Raw genomic sequence first — 25300 nt, forward strand, 5'->3', positions numbered from 1 at the left:
GGGCATCTCCCCCACGAGGGGGGAGATTACTCGTGGCAACGCCTCGACCATCTCCAAAGCATCAATTGCAGCATTCTTTGTTAAAGCAACACAGGGATCGCGCCTCCAGCTGATCTCCCCCCTTATGGGGGAGATGCCCGGCAGGGCAGAGGGGGGTGTCACATGCCCCCAACAGTGACACCGAAACTCGGCGCAACCCTCACCTCGACCGGCGTGGATTTCGCCGTTTGGTCCTCGTCCGCTGAAAAAATCCAACTCTGTCTGTTCGATGATGAGAGCGGTGATGAGACGGTTCGTCACGACATGCTCCGCGGCACCGACGATGTCCACCGCGTCTCGATCGAAGGCGTTGAACACGGCCAGCGTTACGGCTACCGCGCCTACGGCCCCTATGATCCGGATAAAGGACTATGGTTCGATCCGGCAAAACTGCTCGTCGATCCTTATGCCAAAGAACTCGATCGCCCTTTCCAGACAGATCACGACCTTGCGACCTATGAGATCGACACCACGAACCTTGTGCCTCGAGCTATCGTCACGCAAAACCTCGAAGCCGAAATCTCGGCTCCGCTCCTGCCCCCCGGCGGCTTCGTTTACGAGATCGCGGTAAAACCCTTCACCATCCTGCATCCCGATATTCCGGAAGAGATCCGCGGCACGGTCGCAGCCCTCGCCCATCCCAGTATTATCGCACACTTGAAACAGATCGGTGTCGATGCGATCGAACTCATGCCGATCACCGCATGGATCGATGAGCGCCATCTTCCACCTCTCGGCCTCACCAATGGCTGGGGTTACAATCCGGTCGCCTTCATGGCGCTCGATCCACGCCTCTGCCCCGGTGGCATGGTGGAGTTGCGTGAAACCGTCACGAAACTGCACGCAGCCGGCATTGGCGTGATCCTCGATCTCGTATTCAACCACACAGGCGAAAGCGACCGATACGGCGCAACGCTTTCTATGCGCGGTCTCGACAATTTGGCCTATTACCGCCATCTGCCGAATGATCCGGGCGAGCTGGTCAACGACGCCGGCACCGGCAACACGGTCGCCGCGGATCATCCGGTCGTCCGACAGTTGATCGTCGACACATTGCGTCATTTCGTTCGGCATGCCGGCGTCGATGGCTTTCGCTTCGACCTCGCGCCGGTTATGGGTCGCACGGCAGAGGGTTTCGATCCGAATGGGGAAACGCTGACGGCACTGTTGTCCGATGATCTGCTGAAGGATCGTATAGTGATCGCCGAACCCTGGGATATAGGCCCCGGCGGCTACCAGCTCGGCAATTTCCCCGCGCCCTTCATCGAATGGAACGACTGCGCCCGCGACGACATGCGCCGCTACTGGCGCGGCGACCAATGGATGACAGGTGCGCTCGCCACCCGCCTTGCCGGATCATCGGACATCTTTGAAAAATCTGGCCGCACACGCAGTGTCAATTTCCTCGCAGCCCATGATGGGTTCACCCTGTTCGACCTCGTCTCCCACGACCACAAGCACAACGATGCCAATGGCGAGGATAGCCGCGACGGCCATAACGAAAACTACTCCTGGAACAACGGAGCGGAAGGCCTGACCGCTGATCCTGCAGTACAGGAACGCCGTCGTCGTGATGTCCGCGCACTTCTGTCCACGCTGTTTGCCAGTCGCGGCACCATCATGCTCACCATGGGCGACGAAACCGGTCGGTCGCAGCGCGGCAACAATAATGCCTATTGCCAGGATAACGAGATTACATGGATGGACTGGCAGGAGCCGGATACAGAACTGGTGCGGCATACGACATGGCTTGCCGGTATCCGCAGGCGATTCTCGGTGTTTTCCGAAACGGATTTCTTCGCCGGAAACGGCGATATTGAATGGTTGGCCCCCTCTGGCCTTCCCATGCAGGTATCCGATTGGGAAAATGCCGAGAACCGGCTGATAGGCATGATCGTTGCGACAGACGATCGCTCATCGGACAGCTCGACTCGTCTTGCAATCCTCTTCAACCGGGGCCATGAAGATGTTGAGTTTATTCTGCCCGGCAGCGGCTGGCAGGATCTGCTTTCGGATAAGCCTTGGACGAACCTCCTTCCTTCCCGCTCCGTCAGCTTCTGCCTGAAAGGGTAATGTTGCGGCCCACGGGCAATAGCTTAAAACGACGACAAAGCGGTGTGTTGCATGCGTGAGATTTCGCTGGCCGACGTGCCAGGACTTGTGGGCCAGGAACTCGGCGTTTCGGACTGGATCACCGTCGATCAGACGATGATCAACCAGTTCGCCGATGCGACGCTCGATCACCAGTTTATTCATGTGGACCCAGAGCGGGCGGCGGCCGAGAGTCCGTTTGGCGGCACGATCGCACACGGCTTTCTCACGCTGTCCCTTCTTTCCGCGATGAACTTCGGCACCGTGCCAAAGATCCGCGAGCAGACCATGGGCATAAATTACGGCTTCGATCGTGTCCGCTTCATGTCGCCGGTCAAATGCGGCGCACGTGTGCGTGGCCACTTTACCCTGTCCGACTGCCGTTTCCGGGGCGGCGGCTTGCTGATGACCACCTATGAAGTTTCGATCGAGATCGAAAACGAGAAGAAACCAGCACTGACCGCCACCTGGATCACCATCGTGCAGTTCGACCCTAAGGATAGGCCGGAAGGCGTCTAGAGCCTTTCCGCCTTTCTTCGAAACGCGAAACGGCTCTATCTCTTTGTTTTGACGCAATTCCGGACACAAAACCGGTTCCCACTTTTGCTGGAATTGCTCTAATCAAAGGTAATGACGTGGCGGATGACCTTGCCTTCATGCAGTAGGTCGAAAGCCTCATTGATCTTCTCCAGCGGCCCGGTTGATGACAGCAACCTGTCCACCGGCAGCTTTCCACGTCGGTAAAGGGCAATAAAGCGGGGTATATCCCGGGCGGGCACGCATCCACCAAGATAGCTACCAAGCACTCGCCGTTCTTCGGCCACAAGACTGACCGCCGGAATGGCGAACTGACTGACAGGATTGGCAAGACCGGCTGTGGCTGTCGTCCCTCCCCGGCGCGTAATGCGATATGCGAGATCGAAGGCCCGGGTCGAGCCTGCCATCTCAAGCGCATGATCGACGCCGCCGCCGGTTGCCTCGCGAATCTTTTCGATTACATCCACATCGCCCGCCAGAAAAACATCCGTAGCACCGAGTTTAAGGGCGACCTCCAGTTTTTCCGCAGCAAGATCAACGGCAATCACCCGCTCCGCGCCACTCGCAAGCGCGCCGAGCACGGCAGCGAGTCCGACGCCGCCGAGACCGACCACGGCAACGCTCTGACCTGCCTGTATCTTGCAGGTATTGACGACCGCCCCCACTCCCGTCAGCACCGCACAACCGAACAATGCAGCTTCCGCCAGGGGCAAATCACGATCGATCTTTATTGCCGAGTGACGGGAGATAACCGCATGCGTGGCAAAACCGGATACGCCGAGGTGGTGATTGACAGGAACCTCATCGCAAATCAGCCGCCGCTCTCCCGATAGCAGCACGCCCCTGCCATTCGCCTCGGCCCCCGGCACACAAAGTGCCGGACGGCCCTCGGCGCAGGCAAGGCAATGGCCGCAAATCGGTACGAAACTCATCACCACATGATCGCCCGGCACCAGATCATGTACGCCCGGACCGACGGCTTCGACGACACCGGATGCCTCATGGCCAAGCACCATCGGCATGGGCCGCGGGCGGTCACCATTGATGACGGAAAGGTCGGAATGGCAAAGCCCCGCCGCACCGATGCGCACCAGCACCTCTTCACGCCCAGGCGGATCGAGATCAAGTTCTTCTATGGAAAGCGGCCTGCTTATTGCAAAAGGCGGTATGACAGGCGATTGCCGCAGGACGGCTGCACGTATCTTCACGAACTCCTCCCAGAGTTTTGCCTGAAGAGACTAGCCGCCAGATGGCAGCGGCTGCAATAGCAATACACCTGTCAACTCAGATCCAGCATCATCATGCCGAGAAGTGGCGGAACGGCAGCACCGATCAGGATTGGAGCGGTTCGCGAAGCACTGAGCCCTACGGTCGTACCGGCAATGCCGGACGCAATCAGCGCCGCAATCGGCATGGAGAGATCACGATCGATGCCCGGCGCGAAAGACGCCAGAAGCGCGGCCAATGCTGCGGCCCCACCGACAAGCAGCCCCTTCCAGAGTTCGACACCCGCCAGTTTGGCAGCAATGGCACCGCCGGCAATCGCCGCCGCCAGCCCAAGCACGATCCATTGAGTCTCCGGCATAGAAAAACCCTCCCGTTTTGACCCGGGAGGGTGCGATATCGATAAGCCAAGATCAAGTTAGGCTATGGTCGAAGACCGGATATTCAGAGCGCGGCGTCTCTCGCGCCTTCAGCCAGAAGAGCAAAAGCGTAATCGGAGAACGACCGCCAGACTTCTACCTGGAACGTATTCTCCGCGGTCCTGAGCAGCACGATTTCCACCTTGCCGAACAGCGTGCGCGAGCAGGCGCCGATCGGGAAAGCATCGAGCGAGAGATCCAGCGCGCAACCGGCGTTGAGCGTAGCGGCAGCCCCCGGACCAGACACAAGGATAGCTGTGTTTCGATGCGAGATATCGGTCGCCGAATGCAACACGCCCGAACTCGCGGCAGCCTGTGTGAGGCTGCTTCCGATGCTACCGCCGCCGTCTGCAAACACCAGCCACTCATCCGGCCCGATCCATAGCGCGGTGCGCCCGTTAGCAGAGGAGGACGTCTTCGGCTTCACCGGCAGGTCGAGGCCAAGTGCTGCAGACAATGCAGACACATCCTCGGCGCCTACACGCAGATTGATCCGCTCGGCAGGTTGCGCCGGCTCCAGCCGCACAGCGGCAGAACCGCCGTGAACACCGGAAAGTGGAAGGCTGCGGGTTGCGATATTGGAATCAAGCTCAGCCATTGATCCGGCCTCCTTCCTTGTCGAAGAACACCATGTCAGTCACTTCGACGGCAATCGTCTTGTCGGCCATCGGCACATAAAGCGTCTCGCCCATCCTCGACCGTCCCCCGGCAACCAGCGCGATCGCGATCGAGCGGCCGAGATTTTCCGACCAGTAGGACGAGGTGACGTGACCGAGCATAGTCATCGGTTTCGGCTGGTTCGGATCGGCAACGATCTGCCCGCCCTCCTCCAGCACTTCCTTCGGGTCCTTGGTCAGAATCCCGACGAGTTGCTTGCGGCCTTCGCGCACGAGGTCGGGACGCTTCAGGCCACGGATACCGACAAAGTCCGTCTTCTTCTTGGAGACGGCCCAGCCATAACCCGCGTCATCCGGCGTCACCGTTCCGTCCGTATCCTGCCCGACGATGAGATAGCCCTTCTCGGCGCGCAGAATATGCATGGTCTCGGTGCCGTAGAGGCAGGCACCCATGCTTTGCGCCCGTTCCCATATCGCCTTCCACACTGCTGCGCCGTAATCGGCAGGCACGTTGATTTCGTAACCCACCTCGCCGGTGAACGATACGCGGAACAGCCGCGCCGGAACGCCCATGACCGTGCACTCGGCAACGCTCATATGCGAGAAGGCCTCGTTGGAAAGATCCTGCCCCTTGACGAAAGGCTCGATGATCTCTCGCGCCTTCGGCCCCTGCACCGCGATCACCGCCCATTGTTCGGTCGTCGAGGTCAGCCACACCTTCAGATGCGGGAATTCCGTCTGCAGATAGTCTTCCATGTGGTTCAGCACCCGCGGCGCACCGCCGGTCGTGGTCGTCACATGAAAACGGTCTTCCGCCAGACGCCCGACGACGCCGTCGTCATAGATGAAGCCGTCCTCGCGGGTCATGATGCCGTAACGGCATTTTCCCGGCTTCAGCGTATCCCAGGCGTTTGTATAAAGCAGATTGAGAAACGCTGCCGCATCCGGCCCGACCACTTCGATCTTGCCGAGCGTCGAGGCATCGAAAATGCCGGCGACATCGCGCACCGTCTTGCATTCGCGGCTAACGGCCGTGTGCATATCCTCGCCGCGCTTGGGGAAATACCAGGCGCGTTTCCAGTTGCCGACATCCTCGAACTCGGCACCTTCCGCCTCTTCGAACGCATGCATCGGCGTCTTTCGCGCCGGATCGAACAACTCGCCGCGCGAATGGTTGATCAGCGTGCCATAGGTCACCGGCGTATAGGGCGCGCGGAATGTGGTGAGACCCACCTGCGGGATCGGTCTGCCGAGCATCTCCGAAGCGATTGCCAGACCATGCATGTTGGACAGCTTGCCCTGATCTGAGGCCATGCCATTGGTGGTGAAGCGCTTGATATGCTCGATCGAATGCATGCCTTCGCGGACGGCAAGACGAATGTCCTTGGCTGTCACGTCATGCTGGAAGTCAACGAATGCCTTTACGGCATGGTCCGGGCCGGCTCCTTCAGCCGCACCGATCATGCCGCCTGTCCATTCAAACCGGTTCTCGCCGGAAAGCGCTATCCTGCCACCGCCTGCCGTGATTGCTTCGTCGATCAGCTCGGCGAGATTATCCGTACCGTTGCAGCCACCTGCCGACACTGAATTCTGCGCGTAAACATCCGGCACGAAACGCTGATTAGCCTCGTCGAATTTCAGCTTCCCGCGCGACTGCGAGAACAGGTGCACGGACGGCGTCCAGCCTGCGGAGACAATCAGCGCATCCACCTTGATCTTGCGGCGATCGAAATTGCCGTTGCGGGCAACCGTCATCGAATTGATCCGCAGACGACCCGACGTGTCGACGACAGCATAGCCCGACAGAACATCAATACCGAGCTTGCGGGCTTCAGCCAGCACCGCCTCGCCTGGCTTGTCGCGGCTATCGACGATCGCGGCGATGGAAACCCCGGCACGCTTCAGGTCGAAGGCCGCTTCATAGGCGGAATCATGAGCGGTGTAGACGCCGACATTATGGCCAACCGTCACGCCGTGATGGTTGAGAAAACTGCGCGCCGCAGATGCCAGCATGATGCCCGGCCGGTCATTGTTGGCGAACACCATGTGCCGCTCGATCGAGCCGGTCGCGAGGATCACCTTTTTCGTCCGCACCTGCCACAAGCGTTCGCGCGGCGCATCCTTGGTTGGCTTGGCGACATGGTCTGTGACCCGTTCGACGAGACCAAGAAAACCGTGATTGTAATAACCGAACACGGTCGTGCGGGTCAGCACCGTGACATTCGGCATGGCCTTCAGCTTGGCAGCCGTCGCCTGCGCCCAATCATAACCGTTCTGCCCGTCGATCGTCGTCGAAGCGTCGTAATGCAGCGCCCCGCCGACTTCCGGCTGCTCATCGACGAGAATGATCTTTTTACCCGTCGCAGCAGCAGACAGTGCCGCCGTCAAGCCCGCCACACCAGCACCGGCGATCAGGACATCACAATGCACATAACGGCTGGCATAATGATCCGGATCGTCCTCCGTCGGCGAAACGCCGAGCCCCGCCGAGCGACGGATGATCGGTTCGTAGATCTTGTGCCAGGCCTCCTTCGGCCACATGAAGGTCTTGTAGTAGAAGCCGGCGGCAAAGAACGGCGAAAGCACATCATTGGCGGCGCCGATATCGTATTTCAGCGATGGCCAGCGGTTTTGCGAAGCAATCTTCGCACCGTCGAACACTTCCTGCACCGTGGCACGCACATTAGGCTGACGGCGGGCCGCATCACGCGAGACGTCGAGAAGCGCATTCGGCTCTTCCGGGCCAGCAGTCAGGATGCCGCGCGGGCGGTGATATTTGAACGAACGACCGAGCAGATGCACGCCATGCGCCAGAAGTGCCGCGGCAACCGTGTCGCCCTCGAGCGCCGTATAGCTCTTGCCATCGAAGGTGAAGCGGGCCGTGCGGGCAGGCGTCAGGCGGCCCGCACCCTTGATGCGGAATGCGCCGGAATTGGAGGAAGCGCTCATCTCGCGTCTCCTTCCGTCTGTTCCCAGGTTTCCACGGACTTTTCCTCGGCGATTGCGGCGAATTTCTCAGCCACCGGCACCGGCTGCTTCGGCAAGCCAGCCTTGTATGTCATCAAAAACCTGTCGCTCACCGTATCGCGCGCCGCGTTAAAGAAACGGCCGCAGCCGTGGATATGCCGCCACCGTTCATAAGTGAGGCCTTTTTCGTTGTTGCGCAGGAAGAAGAATTCGGCGAACTCCTCGTCCGAAATCGCCGCGATATTTTCCGGCCGCACGACATGCGCCTCGCCGGCCCAGCGAAACTCCAACTCCGAGCGATCTTCCTCGCAATAGGGGCAGTGGATCAAAAGCATCGTCTATCCCCTATCAATCAATGAGCCACGGCGGCAGCTGCCGCTTCGTCGATCAGGCGGCCGGTGCGGAACCGGTCAAGCGTCAGGCCAGCGGCCAGCTTGTGCGGCTCGCCCTTGGCAATCAGATGAGCGAAGAGATTGGCCGAGCCCGGCGTTGCCTTGAAACCGCCGGTACCCCAACCGCAATTGACGAACAGGCCCGAAACCGGCGTCACACCCTGGATCGGCGAGCGATCCGGCGTGTTGTCGGTAATCCCGCCCCACTGACGCATCATCTTCACCCGGCGAAACATCGGGAAGAGCTCGCAGATGGCATCCAGCGTATGCGTGATGATCTGCAGCCCGCCGGTCTGGCTATAGGAATTGTACTGGTCTGTACCGGCACCGATCACCAGTTCGCCCTTGTCGGACTGCGAAATGTACGCATGCACGGTATTGGACATGACCACGCACGGAAAGATCGGCTTCATCGGCTCGGACACCAAAGCCTGCAGCGGATTGGAAGCAAGCGGTACGCGCACGCCCGCCATCTCCATCACGACAGACGAGTGGCCGGCGGCCGATACGCCGATTTTCTTCGCTCCGATAAAGCCCTTGGATGTCTCGACACCCTGAACCTCACCGCCTGGCCCGCGAGGAATGCCCGTGACCTCGCAATTCTGGATGATGTGAACACCGCGATCCGCTGCAGCGCGCGCAAACCCCCAGGCAACCGCATCATGCCGGGCCGTGCCGCCGCGGCGCTGCAGCGCCGCACCGTTGATCGGATAACGCGCGGTCTTGGAAATATCGAGAACCGGCACGAAAGCCTTTGCCTGTTCCGGCGTCATCCACTCGTTGTCGATACCGTAAAGACGATTGGCATTGATATGCCGCTTGAACGACTGCTGGTCATGGATGTTGTGTGACAGCATCATCACGCCGCGCGGCGAATACATGACGTTGTAATTGAGATCCTGGCTCAGGCCTTCCCAAAGTTTCAGGGAATGCTCGTAGATGTCCATGCTCTCTTCATAGAGATAATTGGAGCGGATGATTGTCGTGTTGCGGCCGGTATTGCCGCCGCCGAGCCAGCCCTTTTCGATCACCGCGATATTGGTGATGCCGTGCTCCTTGGCAAGATAATAAGCGGCTCCCAGACCATGGCCACCAGCACCGACGATGATCACATCATAGCTCGAACGGGGTTCTGGAGACGTCCACTGCGCTTCCCAGCCCTTGTGGGCACGCATTGCCTCGCGGGCTATGGCGAAAACCGAATATTTGCGCATCGCGCCCCTCTTCCTTGCTCGGTTCCGTTGGTCATCCGACCATCAGAGACTTGGGTAGGATGATACCCATCGCAAATCAATATGCGCCGCAATGGCCATATTGCGACGCATCGGAGGATTGTTTCGACACAACGGAAAATGCCGCGCAAGGATAAGGGTTATCTCGCAGCTTCAGCCTTTTTCTCGCCATCCGCCCCTTTATCGGGACTTTTCCCGCCGGGCTTGGCTTTGACCGGATCATCTTTTTTCGTCGGGTTGACGGTGACGCCGGCAGAGGGACCCGACCGCGCGAGCGCGGCCCGCAATACCTTGGAGCAGAATTGATGCGTAAGCAGCGAATTGGAGGTTGAGCCCGGCCGCGATCCATCGTGACCGCTGATGCACGCAACAGTCATGGCAGACATCGCCGCATTGGGGCCGGAGGCAGGCACCGCGCCGGCCCCAGCCTTGCCCACAAGACCAAGGAGCAGATTACCATACTGACTGAGGATGATGGCATAGGCATCCTTCCCGATAATGCCGTTGGCATAGCTCTGGCATGCAGTGTAGAGGCCGTCCCTCAGCGCAAGTACCGCCTCAGCGCGCCCCTCCCCTTCAAGGACAAATTCGGAAGTCTCGGATCCGGTCTCTACAGTAGAACGTGACGACCCCGCCGGCGGCGTGACCTTAAGCGTCCGGTTGGATCCGAATGCTACGGCATAGTCCGGACTAGGCTCGCTGCATACCACGCTCGGATAGGCTGATCGCCGTCTCTCCGTGACCAGCCTCAAGTTTGCCCCGCTGACCACACCCTTGGTTTCCCCGAATTGAACCGGCTTGACCGCCATATTCGGCGAACAACCGGCAAGACCGACAAACAACCCCGCACATATGATGTTTCTGAACATGCTTCGCCCCTGGGCTGGCCGAGCCAGCCTCCCCTTCATGATGAAATGACATGCGAATTGCTGCGCGCCCTGACGCAAGCGAAGTCTGCATCAGCAAAAACGGAAACGCAACCTATGGTTTTCTATTTTATAAACACATCAAAATAGATACACTGAGACGGTGGGCGCGCCTCGTGACCGAAGAGGCGCTTTGAAGCATCCGGAGAAGCTTGCATCCATTTTTCACATTAACGGCGTCGGCATATATGGACTTCCGCAGACTCATCTGTTATCTGCCTTCACCAATCGCACGGCCTTTCGCCGGGCATCACTATTTTTTCGCCTTGAAATCAGACAGTGACTGAGGCGAACAACAAACCAAAGGAACGGGATTTCACGTGCAGGTACTTGTCCGCGACAACAACGTTGATCAGGCTCTCCGCGCTCTCAAGAAGAAGCTGCAGCGCGAAGGTGTTTTCCGCGAAATGAAAATGCGCGATTACTACGAAAAGCCGTCTGAAAAGCGCGCTCGCGAAAAGGCTGAAGCTGTTCGTCGCGTTCGCAAGCTGGCTCGCAAGCGCATGCAGCGCGAAGGCCTGCTGCCGTCCACGCCGCGTCCGGCTCGTTAATCGGCCGTCTTTTCGACGCTTTTATGTGATTATGGAGCGGGGGCGACTTAGGCGCCGCCGCTTTTTTCATTGCACCGGGTCGATTGAGACTCAAACCTGCCGATACAAGGACCTGCGCCTGATGGCCGCCAAGACTTCCGTTGCTACCGATGGAATCGAATCTTCCACCCTGCCGCTCATGACCACACTACGCTCTCGCACCCTGATTACAGGCGTGCTCGTCGGTATGGCGAGCTTGGCGGGATGCGCTACGGGGCCAACGACAACTGACGTTATTCGCGTCGATCGCGCGCAAGGCTCGCAGGAAAACATCGCCTCGCTTTCATCGGTCATCCAGTCGAACCCATCCGACCCGGAAGGTTACAACAGCCGCGGCTCCGCTTATGGTCGCGCCGGCGAATTCAAGCGCGCAGTGGACGATTTCAACCGCGCCATCCAACTCAATCCGCAGTTCTATCAGGCCTATGCCAACCGGGGGCTCGTCTATCGCAACATGGGCAAGCCGGTCGATGCGGCCAACGATTATAACCGCGCGCTGCAGATCAACCCGAATTATGACGTCGCCTATATCGGCCGTGGCAATATCTATCGCCAGGCCGGCCGCAACGACGAAGCGTTCAACGACTTCAACAAAGCGATTCAGCTGGATACGACCGATGGTCGTGCCTATCACAATCGCGGCCTGATCTATCAGGTCCGCGGTCAGCATGCCCAGGCGATCGAGGATTTCTCCAAAGCCATTTCGCTGTCGTCAAGCGCGCCGGAACCCTATAACGGCCGCGGCATTTCCTATGTCGCTCTGAACGACGACGACAATGCCTTCGCCGACTTCAACCGTGCGATCGAACTAAACGACAAGATCGCCGAATCCTGGGCCAACCAGGCACTGGTTTACGAGCGCCGCGGTGACCGCGCTCGCGCTTACAAGTCCTATTCGCACGCCGTCCGGCTCGACCCGAACTACAAGCCAGCCGTCGATGGCGCAGCGCGCACCCGTAGCGGCGGCGGCGCCTGACATGCAGGACGTCTAATCTTTGAGACCCTAAAACAATAATGCCGCCCGAAGCTTTCGAGCGGCATTGTTAATTCTGGACTGATCGAATGAGCTTCAGCGCCAGCCGAGAGCCGGGGCAACATGCTTCAGGATGGCCTCGATCACATGGGCGTTGTATTCGACACCCAATTGGTTTGGCACGGTCAACAGCAGCGTATCAGCCTCGGCAATTGCCTCGTCCTTGCGCAGTTCCTCGATCAAGAGATCCGGCTCTGCAGCATAGGACTTACCGAAGATCGCCCGCGTCTTCTCGTCGATGAAGCCGATGGAATCCTCTTCCTTGCCACCGCGACCGAAATAGGCCCGGTCGCGATCATCAACCAGAGCAAAGATACTGCGGCTGACCGAAACACGGGGCTCACGGTCATGGCCGGCCTCCTTCCATGCCTCACGATAGGCGCGAATCTGCTTGGCCTGCTGGATGTGGAACGCCTCGCCGGTCTCGTCATCCTTTAAGGTCGAGCTCTGCAGGTTCATCCCCTTCTGCGCGGCCCATATGGCGGTCGCATTCGAACCGGCACCCCACCAGATACGCTCACGCAGACCTTCCGAATGCGGTTCAAGCCGAAGCATGCCCGGAGGATTGGGGAACATCGGACGCGGATTGGGCTTGGCAAAACCTTGTCCTCTCAATACGTCAAGGAAGACTTCGGCATGGCGGCGCCCCATATCCGCGTCCGTCTTTCCCTCTTCCGGTTCATAACCGAAATAGCGCCATCCATCGATGACCTGCTCAGGCGAACCGCGGCTGATACCCAGCTGCAAACGACCCTTCGAAATGAGATCGGCGGCGCCGGCATCTTCCGCCATGTAAAGCGGGTTCTCGTAGCGCATGTCGATAACGCCAGTACCGATCTCGATTTTGCTGGTCCTGGCACCAACGGCCGCAAGCAGCGGAAAAGGCGAAGCAAGCTGCCGGGCGAAATGGTGAACGCGGAAATAGGCGCCGTCGGCACCCAGCTCTTCAGCAGCAACGGCAAGGTCAATCGACTGCAGAAGCGTATCGCCAGCCGAGCGGGTCTGCGACTGGGGTGACGGCGTCCAATGGCCGAAAGAGAGAAATCCGATCTTCTTCATGAGGCACTCCGGCATAAGCGTGTGAAATGATATTGACGCTTACATGGCATGCCGGAGTAACTTCTGTTAGTCCGCGAGTGCCGGCTTGGCCGAAACGGATTGTTCATTGATATTGAACGACGAGACGAAGCCATCGCCCGACGCCTCTTCCAATATCAGGACGACCCGCATGCCGGCTGGATCAACGGGGCCAGCAAGCCTCTATCGCAGCAGAAAAACGCCGATAATGTTGAGAATGATGAACAGGACCAAACCGCCGATCAGCCCAAGGCCACCAAAGAAGCCACCAGCCATGGCAATCAGCAAGGCGGCAATGGTCATCGCCCCCCACTTGGCAGCCGCCAGAAATGACTCGTAAGTTTGCTCATGCGCCATGTGATCCATCGGCGCGCCAATCTCTACTGGTCCATTGTGATGATCGTCCATGAGCCTCTCCCTGGTGTCCGCATATCCGGCTACCGTTGATCTGATAGCCCAACTCTCCCTGCGGCCCGCTTAAGTATCGGGCTATATCAGGAATACACGAACAACCGTCGAGTGCAATGGCTTGCGAGATCAGTTAGCGGAGGCGCTGCCCAAGCGAAATCAGCGAAGAAATGCCATTTCCGGCGAAGTCGGCCTGCTGGCAAACCGCGCTGTTGGCAGCACCGTTAGCGGTGGCGACAGAACCATCGGCCGCTCGGCAAACATCAGGCGCCGCTCATAGGCTTCCGATTGGAAAAGCGGGAAGCGGCGCATCAGCTGCGGACGCACTTCGCGAACCCTGGATGCCAGTAGCGTCAGCTCGAACCCATATATGGGAGCAATCGTCGGCGGCACGATCGTGTCTGCGAGGAAGACCCGCCGGTAGAAGGCTGCATGCGGCGGCCGGATGTGCTGCAGAACCCGGTCGGCATCGAAGTGAATGGCCGCCATGATAGACGGGCGAAGCGTGATGTAGGGAATGGCCGGCAATTCACCGACAATATCCGGATCGACGGCAAAACGGGCCGGATCGATGAATGTCAGCCCTGCATCAAGCAGATTGTTCACCGCATCGGGAAAGACGCCGACCGACTGGCAGGTCCGATGCTCCGACGTGACGTGATGTACCCGTACCGTCGAGATCAGCTCTTCGTAGTAATAGATACCGAAGACATAGGCATGCGGGACGAAATCGATTTCATCCAGGAGATGGCTCGCCCCGACAGGCAACACGTTCTGGGCCTTGTAGGCCTTGTAGCGCAAGCGCGCCACATCCTCGAAATCCTCGTGTCCCTCAATGCGTCGATACTCGATATGGTCGAGTGCCGAGAGCAGTTTTTCGGAAAATGCTTTGTCTGAAAAACTCTGAACCACTGACATTTGGGCTACCCATCGCTATTAACGATTGATTAACCCTGAAACGGGGCGTGATCGCAATGACGAAGATCATGATTAACAGTCTTTTAAAACTTATGGTTAACAACAGGTTAACCGTAGCATTTCAGAACAGCCTACATTAGTCGGTTCATTTGCGATGAGATGAGAGGATTGATCAGCCCGCGGTACCGAAAGCGCGCGGTTCTGCGCCCTTGTCGCGGCGATTTTGTCGGCTGGCAAGCTTGCGGGCAGAAGCGGTCTTCTGGCTGAGTTCCGCAATCGCATTTGCAGGGATGGGCGGGGAGAAAATGTAACCCTGAATGAGATCTGCAAACCGGTGCTTCTTGACCAGTTCAAGCTGCTCGAACGTCTCCACGCCTTCGACAACGATCCTGAGATCGAGTTCGCGCGACAGATGCACGATACCGCTGAGGAGCTTCAGGCGACGCGACTCGGTGCCGATATCTCGCACGAAGGCACGATCGATCTTGACGATATCGATGGGCAGGGAATCGAGATAGCTGAGGCTTGAGAACCCCGTGCCGAAATCATCGATAGCGATCGTCACGCCGCTTGCGCGCAACCTGCCGAGGGTCGTGCTGACAACCACGGGTTCGTCCATAAAGCAGCTTTCGGTGACTTCCAGGTGCAGGCGCGTCGGATCGAGCTTGGAACGTGCCAGTATGTCTGCCACCAGCGGCACGATCTGACCACCACGGAGATCGTGGATGGAGAGGTTGACCGAAACAGAGATCCCGTTCTGCCAAGAAACACAATCCGCACAGGCACGTTCGAGGACGAACCTGGTGATCTCGGAAATCAGCCCCATGCTCTCGGCCATCGGAATGAAAATGTTGGGACCGATAAAGCCGCGCTCCGGATGCGACCAGCGAACCAATGCCTCGCAGCATTCCATCTCAGAGCCGTCCGGACGATACATCGGCTGGTAAACGACGGTCAGGTCTCCCTGCTCTATAGCCAGACGCAAATCGGCCTTCAGCCGCTGTTCCGCCACATAACGGGCGTCCATTTCCGGCCGGAACATCGTCAACGTTCCGTTGCCAACCGACTTTGCGTCGTTGAGAGCCAGATCCGCCTTGATCTGCCAGGCTTCCATGTCGAAGTCCTGACCTTCGAGAATCACTCCGCCGGCATTTACGAATACCGGCAGGTCGAGCCTGTCGACACGATAGCTTCCCTGAATTTCGGTCTGGATGCCGTTGATACGAACTTCCAGAGCAGCGCGATCCCTTCCGGTGGCAAAAATTACGAATTCGTCGCCGACCAACCGGCCGACGATGATCTCCTCGCCCGCTTCATGCACAAGCCGGTCGGATATCGCGGCAAGAAGTCGATCGCCGACAACATGGCCTTGCATATCGTTGACATGCTTGAACCCGTCGACGTCAAAGATGACAAAGGCAGCAAAGAGGTCGGTATTGGCCTCTCTGAGATGCCGCGCCGCAAGCTCGGCGAAGTAGCCGCGCGTCGGCAATCCCGTCAGCGTATCGTAGCGCACCAGATGCAGGATCTTTTCTTCGGCTGCCACGCGCGCGCTGACATCTTCGAACAACATGACGACGCCACCGTCGGTGCGGTGGCTGAGCGAGAATTCGAGATAGACGGTTTCCTTTAAACACAGGAGCGTCTTGCCCGCCTGCCCCGCAGACAGCTGTCCTATCTTTTTCAGGATATCATCCGAAAGCGACTGGCCGCTCCGTCTCAAGACGGTGATGAATGCGGCCCCCTTCAGCTCGTCCGCGTCCGGCAGATCAAGAAGCTCGCAGGCACGACGATTGATTACCTGCACACGGCCATCTGCATCGAGCATGATCAAGGCGTGGGTCATTGTAGTGAGTGCTATATCGAGCTGGTCGGCGATCCGCGTCATTTCCCGCGAGGCCAGCACATTTTCGTAGAGGAATTCCCGCACGCCCTTCGCCATGGATTGCGTCGTCAACCCGAACGGGATCAGGAAAAGCGAGATCAGGGCGAGATAGATGTCTCCCGTCAACAGGCATGCAAGCACCAGAGGCAGGCAGCAGCCGATTGTCTGGAGCGCGACCGCACGGGCGGAACCGTAATTTCGGCCAACGATGGAGACCATCGAGGCCATCGTGACGGCGATGCACATGAATGCCGCCAGCATATCCTTGAGCACAAGCACCGCATAGGCACTACCAATGCCGAGCACGAATGCGGTGGCAGCCGCGCCGTGAACATAGCGAGATTCCCACGCTTCGATTTCGCTCTTGGAAAGCTGGCTGTGGTCGATCAGGCTGAACCGGCGGAACCAGTAGATGCGATAGCCGAATACGGTGATGAACACCGCGATCATGAGGAGATAGAATCGGGAACCGGTCGTAGCAAAAATGATCGCGCAGGACAGGATATGGACAACCATTCCAGTCCATAATGTTCCACGGTTCTTGAATAGCGATTCGACGAACGGCAGATACAGCTCTGTCGGTAGCGTCTTCGCTTCCAAATCCTTCATCGGGTCTCCACCGGGTCTCATTCCCTTGGCTTTCGCGCGACACTGAAGAAAATCTTTTAAGATTTGATTGTTGCTCAGTTTAACCCCTTCGACTTTGGGGGGTGAACATCCAAACGTGTTCAACGAAACGTAAAGCAAGAGCGCCATATTCGAGATACCGAAAACAACGTTTCTCAGCGCAAGGATCGACGCCAGAAGCATTTCGGAGCCGCCGCCTTGAGAGCCGCCGCCAATTCGCGTTAGTCGTTTCCGCTTTTCTTTCCTTAGACCTTCGTTTACATCGCCACCAAAGAACAGGCGGGATAAAAGGACCTGTTGGGAGTGGGAACGAATGAGACTGTTATTACGGTTTAGCGGCCTGATAGACCGCTTGAGCGAAGTGCTGGGAAAATTTTCCGGTTACCTCGTGCTGGCCTGCTGTTTGATCAGCGCGGGCAACGCCTTCATCCGTTACATGTTCAACTACAGCTCGAATGGCTGGCTTGAGATCCAGTGGTATCTCTTCGCTTTCATCGTACTGATCGGCGCCTCGCATACGTTGCGCCTGAATGAACACGTACGCGTGGACCTTATCTATGGCGCCGTTTCGGATCGCACGCGGCTGTGGATCGATACTCTAGGCCTGATCATCTTCCTCATTCCGGCCTGCCTCTATCTCGCATGGCTTTCCTGGCCGTTTTTCTCTCTCTCCTTCCAGCAGGGCGAGATGTCCTCCAACGCCGGCGGCCTTCTTCGCTGGCCTGTCAAGCTTGTGATTGTCGCAGGTTTCGTGCTGCTCGCGCTGCAGGGGTTATCCGAATTGATCAAGCGGATCGCGGGGCTTACGGGCACCCTTGAGGTCGACACGACCTACGAAAAACCGCTTCAATAAGGCACCGGGGGATTAAGCCATGTTCGCATTCGGCATAATGCCGCCAGCCATGTTCCTGGGCATGATCATCTTCATGCTCTACGGTTTTCCCGTCGCCTTCTCTCTGTCGGCAGTCGGCCTGTTTTTCGGTCTGCTCGGCATTGCCACCGGCCACTTCGAATTCGCTTTCCTGCAGGCGCTGCCGTTGCGCATTTTCGGCATCGTCTCCAACGACCTGTTGCTTGCCATCCCGTTCTTCACCTTCATGGGGGCAATCCTCGAGCGCTGCGGCCTGGCGGAGGATCTGCTGGAGGGCACGGGCAAGCTGTTCGGCGCCATTCCGGGCGGCCTTGCCTATGCGGTGATCATCGTCGGCGCCATACTCGGTGCAATTACTGGCACCGTCGCGGCATCAGTCATCACCATGGGCGTGATCTCGCTGCCGATCATGCTGAAATACGGCTATAATCCCCGGCTCGCGACCGGCGTTATTGCTGCGTCAGGCACGATTACCCAGGTCATCCCGCCGTCTCTCGTTCTCATCGTGCTTGCAGACCAGCTCGGCCGTTCGGTCGGCGACATGTATCTCGGCGCGATCGGGCCCTCGATCCTCCAGGTCCTGATCTTCCTCGGCTTCATCTTCGTCCTGTCGATCGTGCGCCCGAAGGATGTCCCGCCTCTGCCACCGGAGGCGCGCGGCGAGTTGAATGCAGCCCTCGTCATGCGTGTCCTCTGGGGCATGGTGCCGTCGGTCGTGCTGATCTTCCTCGTGCTGGGCACGCTGTTCCTCGGTCTTGCAACTCCGACGGAAGCTGGCGCACTCGGCGTTGTCGGCGCCATGGTACTTGCCGCCCTGCATCGCCGCCTGACCTGGGATCTGATCAAGCAGGCCATGCATTCCACCATGACAATCACCTCCATGGTGGTCTTCATCCTGGTCGGCGCGACCTGCTTCAGCCTTGTGTTCCAGGGCATGGATGGCGGCCTGTGGATCGAGCATCTGCTCTCTCACATTCCAGGCGGCGCGCTCGGCTTCCTGATCTTCGTAAACATCTTCATCTTCTTCCTGGCGTTCTTCCTCGATTTCTTCGAAATCGCCTTCATCGTCCTGCCGCTTCTGGCGCCCGTCGCCCAGTCGCTCGGCATCGACCTGATCTGGTTCGGCGTCCTGCTCTGCGTCAACATGCAGACGAGCTTCATGCACCCGCCCTTCGGCTTTGCACTCTTCTACCTGCGCTCGATCGCGCCGAAGACCGTCAAGACCAAGGATATCTATCTAGGTGCGATCCCATGGCTCGGCATGCAGCTCATCCTCGTCGCCATCATCATCTTCTGGCCCGAATCCGTCACCTACTGGCTGGACAAGGCACCGGATGTGGATTTGAACACGATCAAGATCGAGGTTCCGGGCTTTGGCAATGACAGCGGCGGAAATGGCATGCCGAACTTCGGCCTGCCGCCCATGGACGGCGCGCCGGCCCAGCCTGCTGCTCCCAATCTGTCCGAACCACCGAAATTCAACTGATATCAAAGGCCCGGCATCGAACCGGGCCTTTTCTTATCCGGAACGCAGAAACCCCGAAGCCTAGCTCCGGGGTTTCTTTATTCTTAAAATCAGAGGCCGATGATCAGAGCTTGCCGTTACGCTGCTGGATCATCATGAACGTGTCGAACGTGTATTCCGACAACTGCATCCACAAGTACCCCTCCTTCTTGAAAGCGACCTGATCCTCATAGACCTTCTTGAAGTCCGCATTCGTTGCCGAGATCTCTTTGTAGACTTCGAGCGCGGCGTTGTAGCACGCTTCAAGGATATCCTGGCTGAAGGGCCGCAGCGTCGTGCCTTGCGAGACGATCTGCTTGATCGCGGTCGGGTTTTTCTGGTCGTATTTCGCCATCATGTTGGTATTGGCAAACGCGCAGGCATCGGTCAGCGCCGCCTGATACTGCTTCGGCAGATTGTTCCATTTGCCGAGGTTGATGAAGGAGTGGATCGTCGGCCCGCCTTCCCAGAACGCCGGATAATAATAATATTTCGCCACCTTGAAGAAGCCGAGCTTGTGGTCGTCGTAAGGCCCCACCCACTCGGCAGCATCGATCGTGCCTTTTTCGAGGGCCGGATAGATATCGCCGCCGGCGATCTGCTGCGGCACGGCTCCGAGTTTCTCGAGCACCTTGCCGGCAATCCCGGCAATGCGCATCTTTACGCCCTTGAAGTCGTCGACGGTGTTGATTTCCTTGCGGAACCAGCCACCCATCTGCGCCCCGGTATTGCCGGCCGGCAGACCGTAAATGTTGTGCTTGGCATAGAACTCGTTCATCAGCGTGTTGCCGTTACCCTGGTAGAACCAGGAATTGGTCAAGCGCGCATTCATGCCGAACGGAATTGCCGTACCGATCGCAAATGTCGGATCCTTGCCGACGAAATAATACGAGCAGGTGTGACACATTTCGACCGTGCCGGACGTGACTGCGTCAGCCGCCTGCAAGCCGGGTACGATTTCGCCGGCGGCGAAAGGCTGGATGGTAAAGTTGCCATCCGTAGCCGCCGCGACATGCTTGGAAATGTCGTCCGCGCCGCCATAGATCGTATCGAGCGATTTCGGAAACGACGACGTGAGACGCCATGTAATCTTGGGATTGGCCTGAGCGATTGCAGGTGCAGCCAGAGATCCGGCGGCAAGCGCGCCCGCTCCGGTGACTGCAGCTTTCTTGAAGAACTGACGACGATCCATGAATATCCTCCCGATCACGATCGACTTCCGGCGCATCCTCCAATCCGCCGGACATCATCGATGAGGTAAACATGTTGCCTAAAGGCTTGCAAGCGAGGGGAAACGCAAACGAGGGGTTGAAGTGCCAATAACGAATTAGACTTTCGTCTGTAGTGTTCGAAACTCTAATTATAAATTGTTTTCAGCAGGATATGCCCATTATTTCGGCAGCCACAGATTTATCAAGAAAGCTCCATAATGGATATACTTACCCGTGGAGGAACTTCTCACTCTCTGCAGCACGCTTGTTCCGCTGCACACGAATGAAATCGCGTGGAATGACGTAGGCACCGGCCAGCCACCAGAGAATGACAAGGCCAGCGACATAGGGCGAAAGAGCGGCAAACATGAGAGGTCTCCTTTTGATTGGACCACCTGTAACCTCCTCCCGAAGAGCAGATCGCTTCATGACATAACTCAAGAAATGAGAAGATAATTTGGTCGGTGACACCATAGATCCTTGCATCTATTTCTCGTCACACTGCGACTGGTTTTGCCACCTCAATTCCTCTAGCAATTGGAGGCGTTCTCTGTTTCTCTGGCTTCGTCCCATCAATTCGGAACCACCATGGCCTCTCATCTGCCGAAATCCATCGTCGCCGTCCCTGCCGATATTCGTGACATCGAAGGTGCCATCTGGCACGCCGCCCCGAACCAGTATGTGTCGGCTGCGCTGAAAGTCGCCGACGTCATGTCCTTCATCGTGCCGGCTTTCGAAACAGGCAATGATGCCGATGCCATTCTCGACAGAGTCGATGGCGTGTTGATTTCCGGAGCAGTCAGCAACGTCCACCCTTCGCTTTACGGCAAAGAGGCAACCGACGCCGACGGGCCGTTCGATCACGGCCGCGACGCGACCTCGCTGCCACTCATTCGCCGCGCCATTGAACGCGGCATTCCGCTTCTCGCTATCTGCCGGGGCATCCAGGAACTGAATGTTGCCCTCGGCGGAACGCTGGCAAGTGAAATCCAGGATCAGCCAGGCATCTGGGATCATCGCAAGCCCGATGTTTCGGAACGCGACGGCATGTATGCCATCCGCCAGCCGGTTATTATCGCGGAAGGATCCTGCATCGCCCGTTATCTCGGAACAGCAGGCGAAGTGCAGGTAAACTCGCTACACCGCCAGGCAATTTCCGAAACGGCGCCGAGACTGCAGGTGGAAGCCCGCGCCGAGGACGGCACGGTCGAAGCCGTCTCAGTTATCGATGCGAAGAATTTTGCCGTCGGCGTGCAATGGCACCCGGAATACTGGGCGGAAACAGATTCACCGTCCCGCGCCCTTTTCGAAGCTTTCGGCGATGCCGTTCGCGCCTATGCTGCCCGCAAGGCGACCCTCGAAGGCGCGGCGGCATAAGGCCGAATCAAGCCTCTGCCTTGGCGAGATCCCGAAGCGGCTTGTAAGGCGATGTCGACTGGCGGATGCGCATTTCCGGCTTGATCAGATGCAGGCCATCCGGCTCGTGGCTTCCGGCCAGACGGTCAAGCAGCGCACGTGCCGCAAGCCGGCCGACATCCGCCTGCTGGTTGGAAACGGTGGTCAGAGACGGCGTCGAAATCGACGCCTGCTCCAGATCGTCATAACCGGTGACGGAAATATCCTGTCCGGGAATGAGCCCTGCACGGGCGATGCCGTTCATCAGTCCGATCGCCACGAGATCGTTCCAGCAGACGGCCGCCGTCGGCTTTTGCGGCAGAGAGAGGAAATTCACAGCGGCCTCGAACCCGCCCTGCATGGTACGCGGACCCGGAATGCGCAGGCTTGGATCGACATCGATGTTGGCCTTGCGCAGCGCGTCGACATAACCCTGGTAACGGTCGCGACCGGTGGAGGTCTGGTCCGTACCGCCGATCATCGCGATCACCCGGTGACCAAGTCCGATCAGGTGATTTGTTGCAAGCGAGATGCCGTAGCTGTCGTCGCCACGATAGGTCGGCAGGTCGACGCCATCCATCGTACGGGCAACCAGAATGGCCGGCATGCCGTTCTGTTCCGCAAGCCTGATATCCTCGACCGGCGTGCCGATCGCCGGCGACATGATAACGCCGTCACCGCCGAGTTGCAGCAGCGTCTCGATAAAGGTGCGCTGCTTCTCGACCGAGTCGTAATGGTTGGAGAGAATGAATGTGTGGCTGCTACGGTCGAGTTCTGTCTCGATCGCCTTGAGGATTTCGCCGTAAAACGGGTTCATCACGTCATGCACGACAACGCCGATAATGCCGGAACGCGACGTTCTGAGGCTGGCAGCGCGACGATTGTAGATATAACCGAGTGCGCGTGCCTGCTCTTTGATCTTCTCGCGCGTATCAGCTGCGACGAGCGGGCTGTCCCTGAGTGCCAATGAGATTGTTGCAGTCGAAAGCCCAAGGCTGTCTGCAATCGTAGAAAGCTTCACCTTCTGCGCCATAACCCCTCCGGATTGCTTTTCTTGAAAGCCGGTTTCTGGCGCCGGCCTTGCAAACTAAAATTTTTAAATAAACAATTTAATTTGCAAGCACAATAGCCGGGGAATGGGCCGGAGGCCCGTCAGTCTTCGTCGGCTTCCGGCTGCAGGTTGTGTTCCACAGCCCTCAGCAGCTTCAAAAGCGTGCGCACCTCCTTTTCGGAAAAACCTCGCACGGCCATCGCGCCGCAATCGGCAACGGATTGCCCGATCGACTCAACGCTCTTCAGGCCATTTTCCGTGAGATGAACCTTGGTGAGCCGTCCGTCATGGCCATCAGCCCTGCGCTCGACGAAACCTTGCGCCTCCATGCGCCCGATCGTGCGGGTCATGGTCGGCGCTTTCACGCCGAGCCGCGCGGCCAGCTGACCGGGCGTCTGCCCGTCGTCTTCCGAGAGTGCGAGGATAACCCCGTCCTGGCCGGCATAAAGGCCGCTATCGGAAATGCTGCGGCTGAGCGCAGTACGAACCGAGCGGGCGGCCTGGGTGATCGCCGGTGCGAGATCAGCCGCCGAAAGAGCTGCAAGCTCCTTCTTCTTGCCGGACTTCGCTTTCTTCTCGCCCTTTTTCTTGCTCATCGGTCCTGCCCGCTTTGCTTGGTGAAGGTCGCCACTATAGTAATGCGCGCTATCCATAACGAAACCGGGAAACCACCGCCAGATGTCGCATCCCAAACCGCGCTTTTGTGACAATGATCAGACACTTGAGTCCACAGAAAGACGCGACTGGATCGCGGTATTGCCCCTGGGCGCCCACGAACAGCATGGTCCGCACCTGCCTTTCGACACCGATACGCTGATTGCGGAGGGTCTCGTGCAGCGACTCATCCCGGCGCTTCCGCCGACGCTCCCCATCACATTTCTCCCTACTGAACCCGTTGGCTATTCGGTCGAACATATGCATGTCGCCGGCACCCGGACCCTTGCCTTCGACAAAGCCGTCAACCGCTGGCTCGGCATTGCCGAAGAGATGAATAATCAAGGTATCAAAAAGTTCGTCATGCTGAACGCCCATGGCGGAAATTCGCCGCTGATGACGATCGTCGCGACTGAGGCCCGCATCAGGTTCGGCATGCTCGCAGTCGCCACAAGCTGGACACGTTTCGGCCAGCCACAGGGCTGGATCAGCCCGCAAGACAAGGCGATCGACATACACGGCGGCGACATCGAGACCTCCGTCATGCTGGCGTTATGGCCGGATAGGGTAGATATGGCAAAAGCCCAACCCTTCACCTCCAGACAGTCCGAGTTCGCCCGAGATTTCACCCATCTACGCGCTTACGGACCGCATGCCTTCGGCTGGAAAATGTCGGATCTCAACCCCATCGGCGTCGCCGGCAATGCGTCGGCAGCAACTGCGGAGCGCGGCGAACAGCTTGTCGCCCATACGGTGAAGGGGATTATCGAACTGCTGGAGGATGTGGCAAAGTTTGACGTCGACGAATTATCTTGAGATTTTCCAAGCAACAGCCATACTAGACCATATACATGGACCATTATGGAAAGTATCGATGGAAATCTCCGTAAGCGATGCCAAAGCGAGTCTCACCGAACTTCTTCATCGAGCCGAGGCCGGTGAAGAAGTGGTATTGACGCGCCGCGGTCAAAAAGTGGCCCAGATCGTGCCATTGAAACCGCCCTCATCTCCAGAAGAACGCCGCGCCCTCATCGATGAAATCAGGGCAATGGCACCGAAAAAATCGTCTGACCGAACCTCAGCTGCACGAAGCCAGGATTTTCTTTATGGCGAGGACGGCCTTCCCGAATGATCGTTATAGATACGTCCGCTTTGATCGCGATCGTAAATAACGAACCGGAAGCTCTTGCATGTCGGGAGGTTCTCGCAGATCAAACCCAAGTGCTCATCAACGCGGCAACCTTGACTGAAGCATTGATCGTAGCGCGAGGAAAAGACTGCTTATCAGGTCTGACGTCCCTTATCGATCGACTTCCTCTGACCGTAATAGAGCTCGACGACATCAGAGCAGAAAGGGCGGCCGTGGCCTACGCTCGATGGGGCAAGGGCTTCCATAAAGCTTCTCTCAATTTCGGCGACTGTTTTGCCTATGCCACCGCCAACGAGTTCGAATGTCCTCTCCTCTATATAGGAGATGACTTCGCCCGGACCGACATCACATCTGCTATATCTCGATCCGTTTCCTGACGTGATTTTATAACATCGAAACCCTTTGAACTCGCTCGGCCTTACCCTTATATGGAGCGGACGATTTCTGGCGCCCCGTGCCAATGCCATTCGGCGCAAGCCGTT

General features: G+C 58.1%; 25 protein-coding genes. 10 read left to right on the forward strand and 15 right to left on the reverse strand.

What is annotated here, in order from left to right:
* Positions 1-162: 162 nt before the first annotated feature.
* A complete protein-coding gene (glgX, locus tag ACI3K0_RS04895; protein WP_404945018.1) occupies positions 163-2112 on the forward strand; it encodes a glycogen debranching protein GlgX in 1950 nt (649 codons plus the stop codon).
* Between the two features lie 51 nt (positions 2113-2163).
* On the forward strand, positions 2164-2649 hold the full coding sequence (locus ACI3K0_RS04900) for a MaoC family dehydratase (RefSeq protein ID WP_404945019.1): 486 nt from the start codon (positions 2164-2166) through the stop codon (positions 2647-2649).
* Positions 2650-2747: 98 nt separating this feature from the next.
* Here the strand turns inward: ACI3K0_RS04900 and ACI3K0_RS04905 are convergent, their stop codons facing one another.
* The 7 genes from ACI3K0_RS04905 to ACI3K0_RS04935 all read right to left on the reverse strand — a co-directional run bounded on the left by ACI3K0_RS04905 (position 2748) and on the right by ACI3K0_RS04935 (position 10387).
* Positions 2748-3875 carry a zinc-dependent alcohol dehydrogenase family protein gene (locus ACI3K0_RS04905; protein WP_404945020.1) on the reverse strand — a complete coding sequence of 376 codons (1128 nt, stop codon included), beginning with the start codon at positions 3873-3875 and terminating at the stop codon, positions 2748-2750.
* A 71-nt stretch (positions 3876-3946) separates the two neighbouring features.
* Positions 3947-4252 carry a hypothetical protein gene (locus ACI3K0_RS04910; RefSeq protein ID WP_183821063.1) on the reverse strand — a complete coding sequence of 102 codons (306 nt, stop codon included), beginning with the start codon at positions 4250-4252 and terminating at the stop codon, positions 3947-3949.
* A gap of 83 nt (positions 4253-4335) precedes the next feature.
* A complete protein-coding gene (locus tag ACI3K0_RS04915; protein ID WP_404945021.1) occupies positions 4336-4908 on the reverse strand; it encodes a sarcosine oxidase subunit gamma in 573 nt (190 codons plus the stop codon).
* On the reverse strand, positions 4901-7876 hold the full coding sequence (locus tag ACI3K0_RS04920) for a sarcosine oxidase subunit alpha (RefSeq protein ID WP_404945022.1): 2976 nt from the start codon (positions 7874-7876) through the stop codon (positions 4901-4903). The genes ACI3K0_RS04915 and ACI3K0_RS04920 overlap by 8 nt, the downstream gene beginning before the upstream one ends.
* Positions 7873-8229 carry a sarcosine oxidase subunit delta gene (locus tag ACI3K0_RS04925; protein ID WP_183990610.1) on the reverse strand — a complete coding sequence of 119 codons (357 nt, stop codon included), beginning with the start codon at positions 8227-8229 and terminating at the stop codon, positions 7873-7875. Before ACI3K0_RS04925 ends, ACI3K0_RS04920 begins: the two co-directional genes overlap by 4 nt.
* A gap of 17 nt (positions 8230-8246) precedes the next feature.
* A complete protein-coding gene (locus ACI3K0_RS04930) occupies positions 8247-9500 on the reverse strand; it encodes a sarcosine oxidase subunit beta family protein (RefSeq protein WP_404945023.1) in 1254 nt (417 codons plus the stop codon).
* A gap of 158 nt (positions 9501-9658) precedes the next feature.
* On the reverse strand, positions 9659-10387 hold the full coding sequence (locus ACI3K0_RS04935; RefSeq protein ID WP_404945024.1) for a hypothetical protein: 729 nt from the start codon (positions 10385-10387) through the stop codon (positions 9659-9661).
* A 377-nt stretch (positions 10388-10764) separates the two neighbouring features.
* Between ACI3K0_RS04935 and rpsU the strand changes: the two genes are divergently transcribed.
* Both rpsU and ACI3K0_RS04945 read left to right on the forward strand, forming a co-directional pair.
* Positions 10765-10995: a 30S ribosomal protein S21 gene (rpsU, locus tag ACI3K0_RS04940; protein ID WP_112457677.1), complete on the forward strand. Its 231-nt coding sequence runs from the start codon at positions 10765-10767 to the stop codon at positions 10993-10995.
* A 178-nt stretch (positions 10996-11173) separates the two neighbouring features.
* The gene (locus ACI3K0_RS04945) at positions 11174-12010 is read left to right on the forward strand and encodes a tetratricopeptide repeat protein (RefSeq protein ID WP_404945119.1); all 837 of its coding nucleotides are present in this window, start codon (positions 11174-11176) and stop codon (positions 12008-12010) included.
* 93 nt (positions 12011-12103) lie between these two features.
* Here the strand turns inward: ACI3K0_RS04945 and ACI3K0_RS04950 are convergent, their stop codons facing one another.
* From ACI3K0_RS04950 to ACI3K0_RS04965, 4 genes are all read right to left on the reverse strand, one after another.
* Positions 12104-13126 (reverse strand): LLM class flavin-dependent oxidoreductase, encoded by a 1023-nt coding sequence (locus tag ACI3K0_RS04950; RefSeq protein ID WP_404945025.1) that lies wholly within the window; start codon positions 13124-13126, stop codon positions 12104-12106.
* 201 nt (positions 13127-13327) lie between these two features.
* Positions 13328-13552 (reverse strand): aa3-type cytochrome c oxidase subunit IV, encoded by a 225-nt coding sequence (locus ACI3K0_RS04955; RefSeq protein WP_404945026.1) that lies wholly within the window; start codon positions 13550-13552, stop codon positions 13328-13330.
* Between the two features lie 159 nt (positions 13553-13711).
* The gene (locus ACI3K0_RS04960; RefSeq protein ID WP_148143383.1) at positions 13712-14470 is read right to left on the reverse strand and encodes an N-acyl amino acid synthase FeeM domain-containing protein; all 759 of its coding nucleotides are present in this window, start codon (positions 14468-14470) and stop codon (positions 13712-13714) included.
* Between the two features lie 172 nt (positions 14471-14642).
* Complete coding sequence (locus tag ACI3K0_RS04965) at positions 14643-16964, reverse strand: GGDEF domain-containing phosphodiesterase (protein ID WP_148143381.1); 2322 nt, start codon at positions 16962-16964, stop codon at positions 14643-14645.
* Positions 16965-17295: 331 nt separating this feature from the next.
* Between ACI3K0_RS04965 and ACI3K0_RS04970 the strand changes: the two genes are divergently transcribed.
* On the forward strand, positions 17296-17835 hold the full coding sequence (locus ACI3K0_RS04970; RefSeq protein WP_404945027.1) for a TRAP transporter small permease subunit: 540 nt from the start codon (positions 17296-17298) through the stop codon (positions 17833-17835).
* A gap of 19 nt (positions 17836-17854) precedes the next feature.
* Positions 17855-19339 (forward strand): TRAP transporter large permease subunit, encoded by a 1485-nt coding sequence (locus ACI3K0_RS04975; protein WP_148143377.1) that lies wholly within the window; start codon positions 17855-17857, stop codon positions 19337-19339.
* Positions 19340-19442: 103 nt separating this feature from the next.
* Here the strand turns inward: ACI3K0_RS04975 and ACI3K0_RS04980 are convergent, their stop codons facing one another.
* On the reverse strand, positions 19443-20549 hold the full coding sequence (locus ACI3K0_RS04980) for a TRAP transporter substrate-binding protein (RefSeq protein WP_404945028.1): 1107 nt from the start codon (positions 20547-20549) through the stop codon (positions 19443-19445).
* 247 nt (positions 20550-20796) lie between these two features.
* The gene (locus ACI3K0_RS04985; protein ID WP_404945029.1) at positions 20797-20937 is read right to left on the reverse strand and encodes a hypothetical protein; all 141 of its coding nucleotides are present in this window, start codon (positions 20935-20937) and stop codon (positions 20797-20799) included.
* 231 nt (positions 20938-21168) lie between these two features.
* Here ACI3K0_RS04985 and ACI3K0_RS04990 point away from each other — a divergent pair, with 231 nt between their 5' ends.
* Complete coding sequence (locus ACI3K0_RS04990; protein ID WP_404945120.1) at positions 21169-21945, forward strand: gamma-glutamyl-gamma-aminobutyrate hydrolase family protein; 777 nt, start codon at positions 21169-21171, stop codon at positions 21943-21945.
* A 7-nt stretch (positions 21946-21952) separates the two neighbouring features.
* Here the strand turns inward: ACI3K0_RS04990 and ACI3K0_RS04995 are convergent, their stop codons facing one another.
* Positions 21953-22996, reverse strand: coding sequence for a LacI family DNA-binding transcriptional regulator (locus ACI3K0_RS04995; RefSeq protein ID WP_404945030.1), 1044 nt, complete (start codon positions 22994-22996; stop codon positions 21953-21955).
* 119 nt (positions 22997-23115) lie between these two features.
* Positions 23116-23610: a MarR family winged helix-turn-helix transcriptional regulator gene (locus tag ACI3K0_RS05000; RefSeq protein ID WP_148143372.1), complete on the reverse strand. Its 495-nt coding sequence runs from the start codon at positions 23608-23610 to the stop codon at positions 23116-23118.
* 82 nt (positions 23611-23692) lie between these two features.
* On the opposite strand from ACI3K0_RS05000, the gene ACI3K0_RS05005 reads away from it, so the two are divergent.
* The 3 genes from ACI3K0_RS05005 to ACI3K0_RS05015 are packed head-to-tail and all read left to right on the forward strand — an operon-like array spanning position 23693 to position 25195.
* Positions 23693-24484, forward strand: coding sequence for a creatininase family protein (locus tag ACI3K0_RS05005; RefSeq protein WP_404945031.1), 792 nt, complete (start codon positions 23693-23695; stop codon positions 24482-24484).
* Between the two features lie 58 nt (positions 24485-24542).
* Positions 24543-24800 (forward strand): type II toxin-antitoxin system Phd/YefM family antitoxin, encoded by a 258-nt coding sequence (locus tag ACI3K0_RS05010; RefSeq protein ID WP_183821052.1) that lies wholly within the window; start codon positions 24543-24545, stop codon positions 24798-24800.
* The gene (locus ACI3K0_RS05015) at positions 24797-25195 is read left to right on the forward strand and encodes a type II toxin-antitoxin system VapC family toxin (protein WP_404945032.1); all 399 of its coding nucleotides are present in this window, start codon (positions 24797-24799) and stop codon (positions 25193-25195) included. The genes ACI3K0_RS05010 and ACI3K0_RS05015 overlap by 4 nt, the downstream gene beginning before the upstream one ends.
* The last annotated feature ends 105 nt before the right edge of the window (positions 25196-25300 follow it).

This window comes from Rhizobium sp. ZW T2_16, assembly GCF_044987325.1.
Taxonomy (GTDB): Bacteria; Pseudomonadota; Alphaproteobacteria; order Rhizobiales; family Rhizobiaceae; genus Neorhizobium; species Neorhizobium cellulosilyticum.

Excerpts from the sequence above, each read along its gene's own strand:
- glgX (WP_404945018.1), top strand. The coding sequence starts at position 163 with ATGCCCCCAACAGTGACACCGAAACTCGGCGCAACCCTCACCTCGACC.
- ACI3K0_RS04900 (WP_404945019.1), top strand. The coding sequence starts at position 2,164 with ATGCGTGAGATTTCGCTGGCCGACGTGCCAGGACTTGTGGGCCAGGAA.
- ACI3K0_RS04910 (WP_183821063.1), bottom strand. The coding sequence starts at position 4,252 with ATGCCGGAGACTCAATGGATCGTGCTTGGGCTGGCGGCGGCGATTGCC.
- ACI3K0_RS04915 (WP_404945021.1), bottom strand. The coding sequence starts at position 4,908 with ATGGCTGAGCTTGATTCCAATATCGCAACCCGCAGCCTTCCACTTTCC.
- ACI3K0_RS04920 (WP_404945022.1), bottom strand. The coding sequence starts at position 7,876 with ATGAGCGCTTCCTCCAATTCCGGCGCATTCCGCATCAAGGGTGCGGGC.
- ACI3K0_RS04925 (WP_183990610.1), bottom strand. The coding sequence starts at position 8,229 with ATGCTTTTGATCCACTGCCCCTATTGCGAGGAAGATCGCTCGGAGTTG.
- ACI3K0_RS04930 (WP_404945023.1), bottom strand. The coding sequence starts at position 9,500 with ATGCGCAAATATTCGGTTTTCGCCATAGCCCGCGAGGCAATGCGTGCC.
- ACI3K0_RS04935 (WP_404945024.1), bottom strand. The coding sequence starts at position 10,387 with ATGTTCAGAAACATCATATGTGCGGGGTTGTTTGTCGGTCTTGCCGGT.
- ACI3K0_RS04945 (WP_404945119.1), top strand. The coding sequence starts at position 11,174 with ATGACCACACTACGCTCTCGCACCCTGATTACAGGCGTGCTCGTCGGT.
- ACI3K0_RS04950 (WP_404945025.1), bottom strand. The coding sequence starts at position 13,126 with ATGAAGAAGATCGGATTTCTCTCTTTCGGCCATTGGACGCCGTCACCC.
- ACI3K0_RS04955 (WP_404945026.1), bottom strand. The coding sequence starts at position 13,552 with ATGGACGATCATCACAATGGACCAGTAGAGATTGGCGCGCCGATGGAT.
- ACI3K0_RS04960 (WP_148143383.1), bottom strand. The coding sequence starts at position 14,470 with ATGTCAGTGGTTCAGAGTTTTTCAGACAAAGCATTTTCCGAAAAACTG.
- ACI3K0_RS04965 (WP_148143381.1), bottom strand. The coding sequence starts at position 16,964 with ATGAAGGATTTGGAAGCGAAGACGCTACCGACAGAGCTGTATCTGCCG.
- ACI3K0_RS04970 (WP_404945027.1), top strand. The coding sequence starts at position 17,296 with ATGAGACTGTTATTACGGTTTAGCGGCCTGATAGACCGCTTGAGCGAA.
- ACI3K0_RS04975 (WP_148143377.1), top strand. The coding sequence starts at position 17,855 with ATGTTCGCATTCGGCATAATGCCGCCAGCCATGTTCCTGGGCATGATC.
- ACI3K0_RS04980 (WP_404945028.1), bottom strand. The coding sequence starts at position 20,549 with ATGGATCGTCGTCAGTTCTTCAAGAAAGCTGCAGTCACCGGAGCGGGC.
- ACI3K0_RS04985 (WP_404945029.1), bottom strand. The coding sequence starts at position 20,937 with ATGTTTGCCGCTCTTTCGCCCTATGTCGCTGGCCTTGTCATTCTCTGG.
- ACI3K0_RS04995 (WP_404945030.1), bottom strand. The coding sequence starts at position 22,996 with ATGGCGCAGAAGGTGAAGCTTTCTACGATTGCAGACAGCCTTGGGCTT.
- ACI3K0_RS05000 (WP_148143372.1), bottom strand. The coding sequence starts at position 23,610 with ATGAGCAAGAAAAAGGGCGAGAAGAAAGCGAAGTCCGGCAAGAAGAAG.
- ACI3K0_RS05005 (WP_404945031.1), top strand. The coding sequence starts at position 23,693 with ATGTCGCATCCCAAACCGCGCTTTTGTGACAATGATCAGACACTTGAG.
- ACI3K0_RS05010 (WP_183821052.1), top strand. The coding sequence starts at position 24,543 with ATGGAAATCTCCGTAAGCGATGCCAAAGCGAGTCTCACCGAACTTCTT.
- ACI3K0_RS05015 (WP_404945032.1), top strand. The coding sequence starts at position 24,797 with ATGATCGTTATAGATACGTCCGCTTTGATCGCGATCGTAAATAACGAA.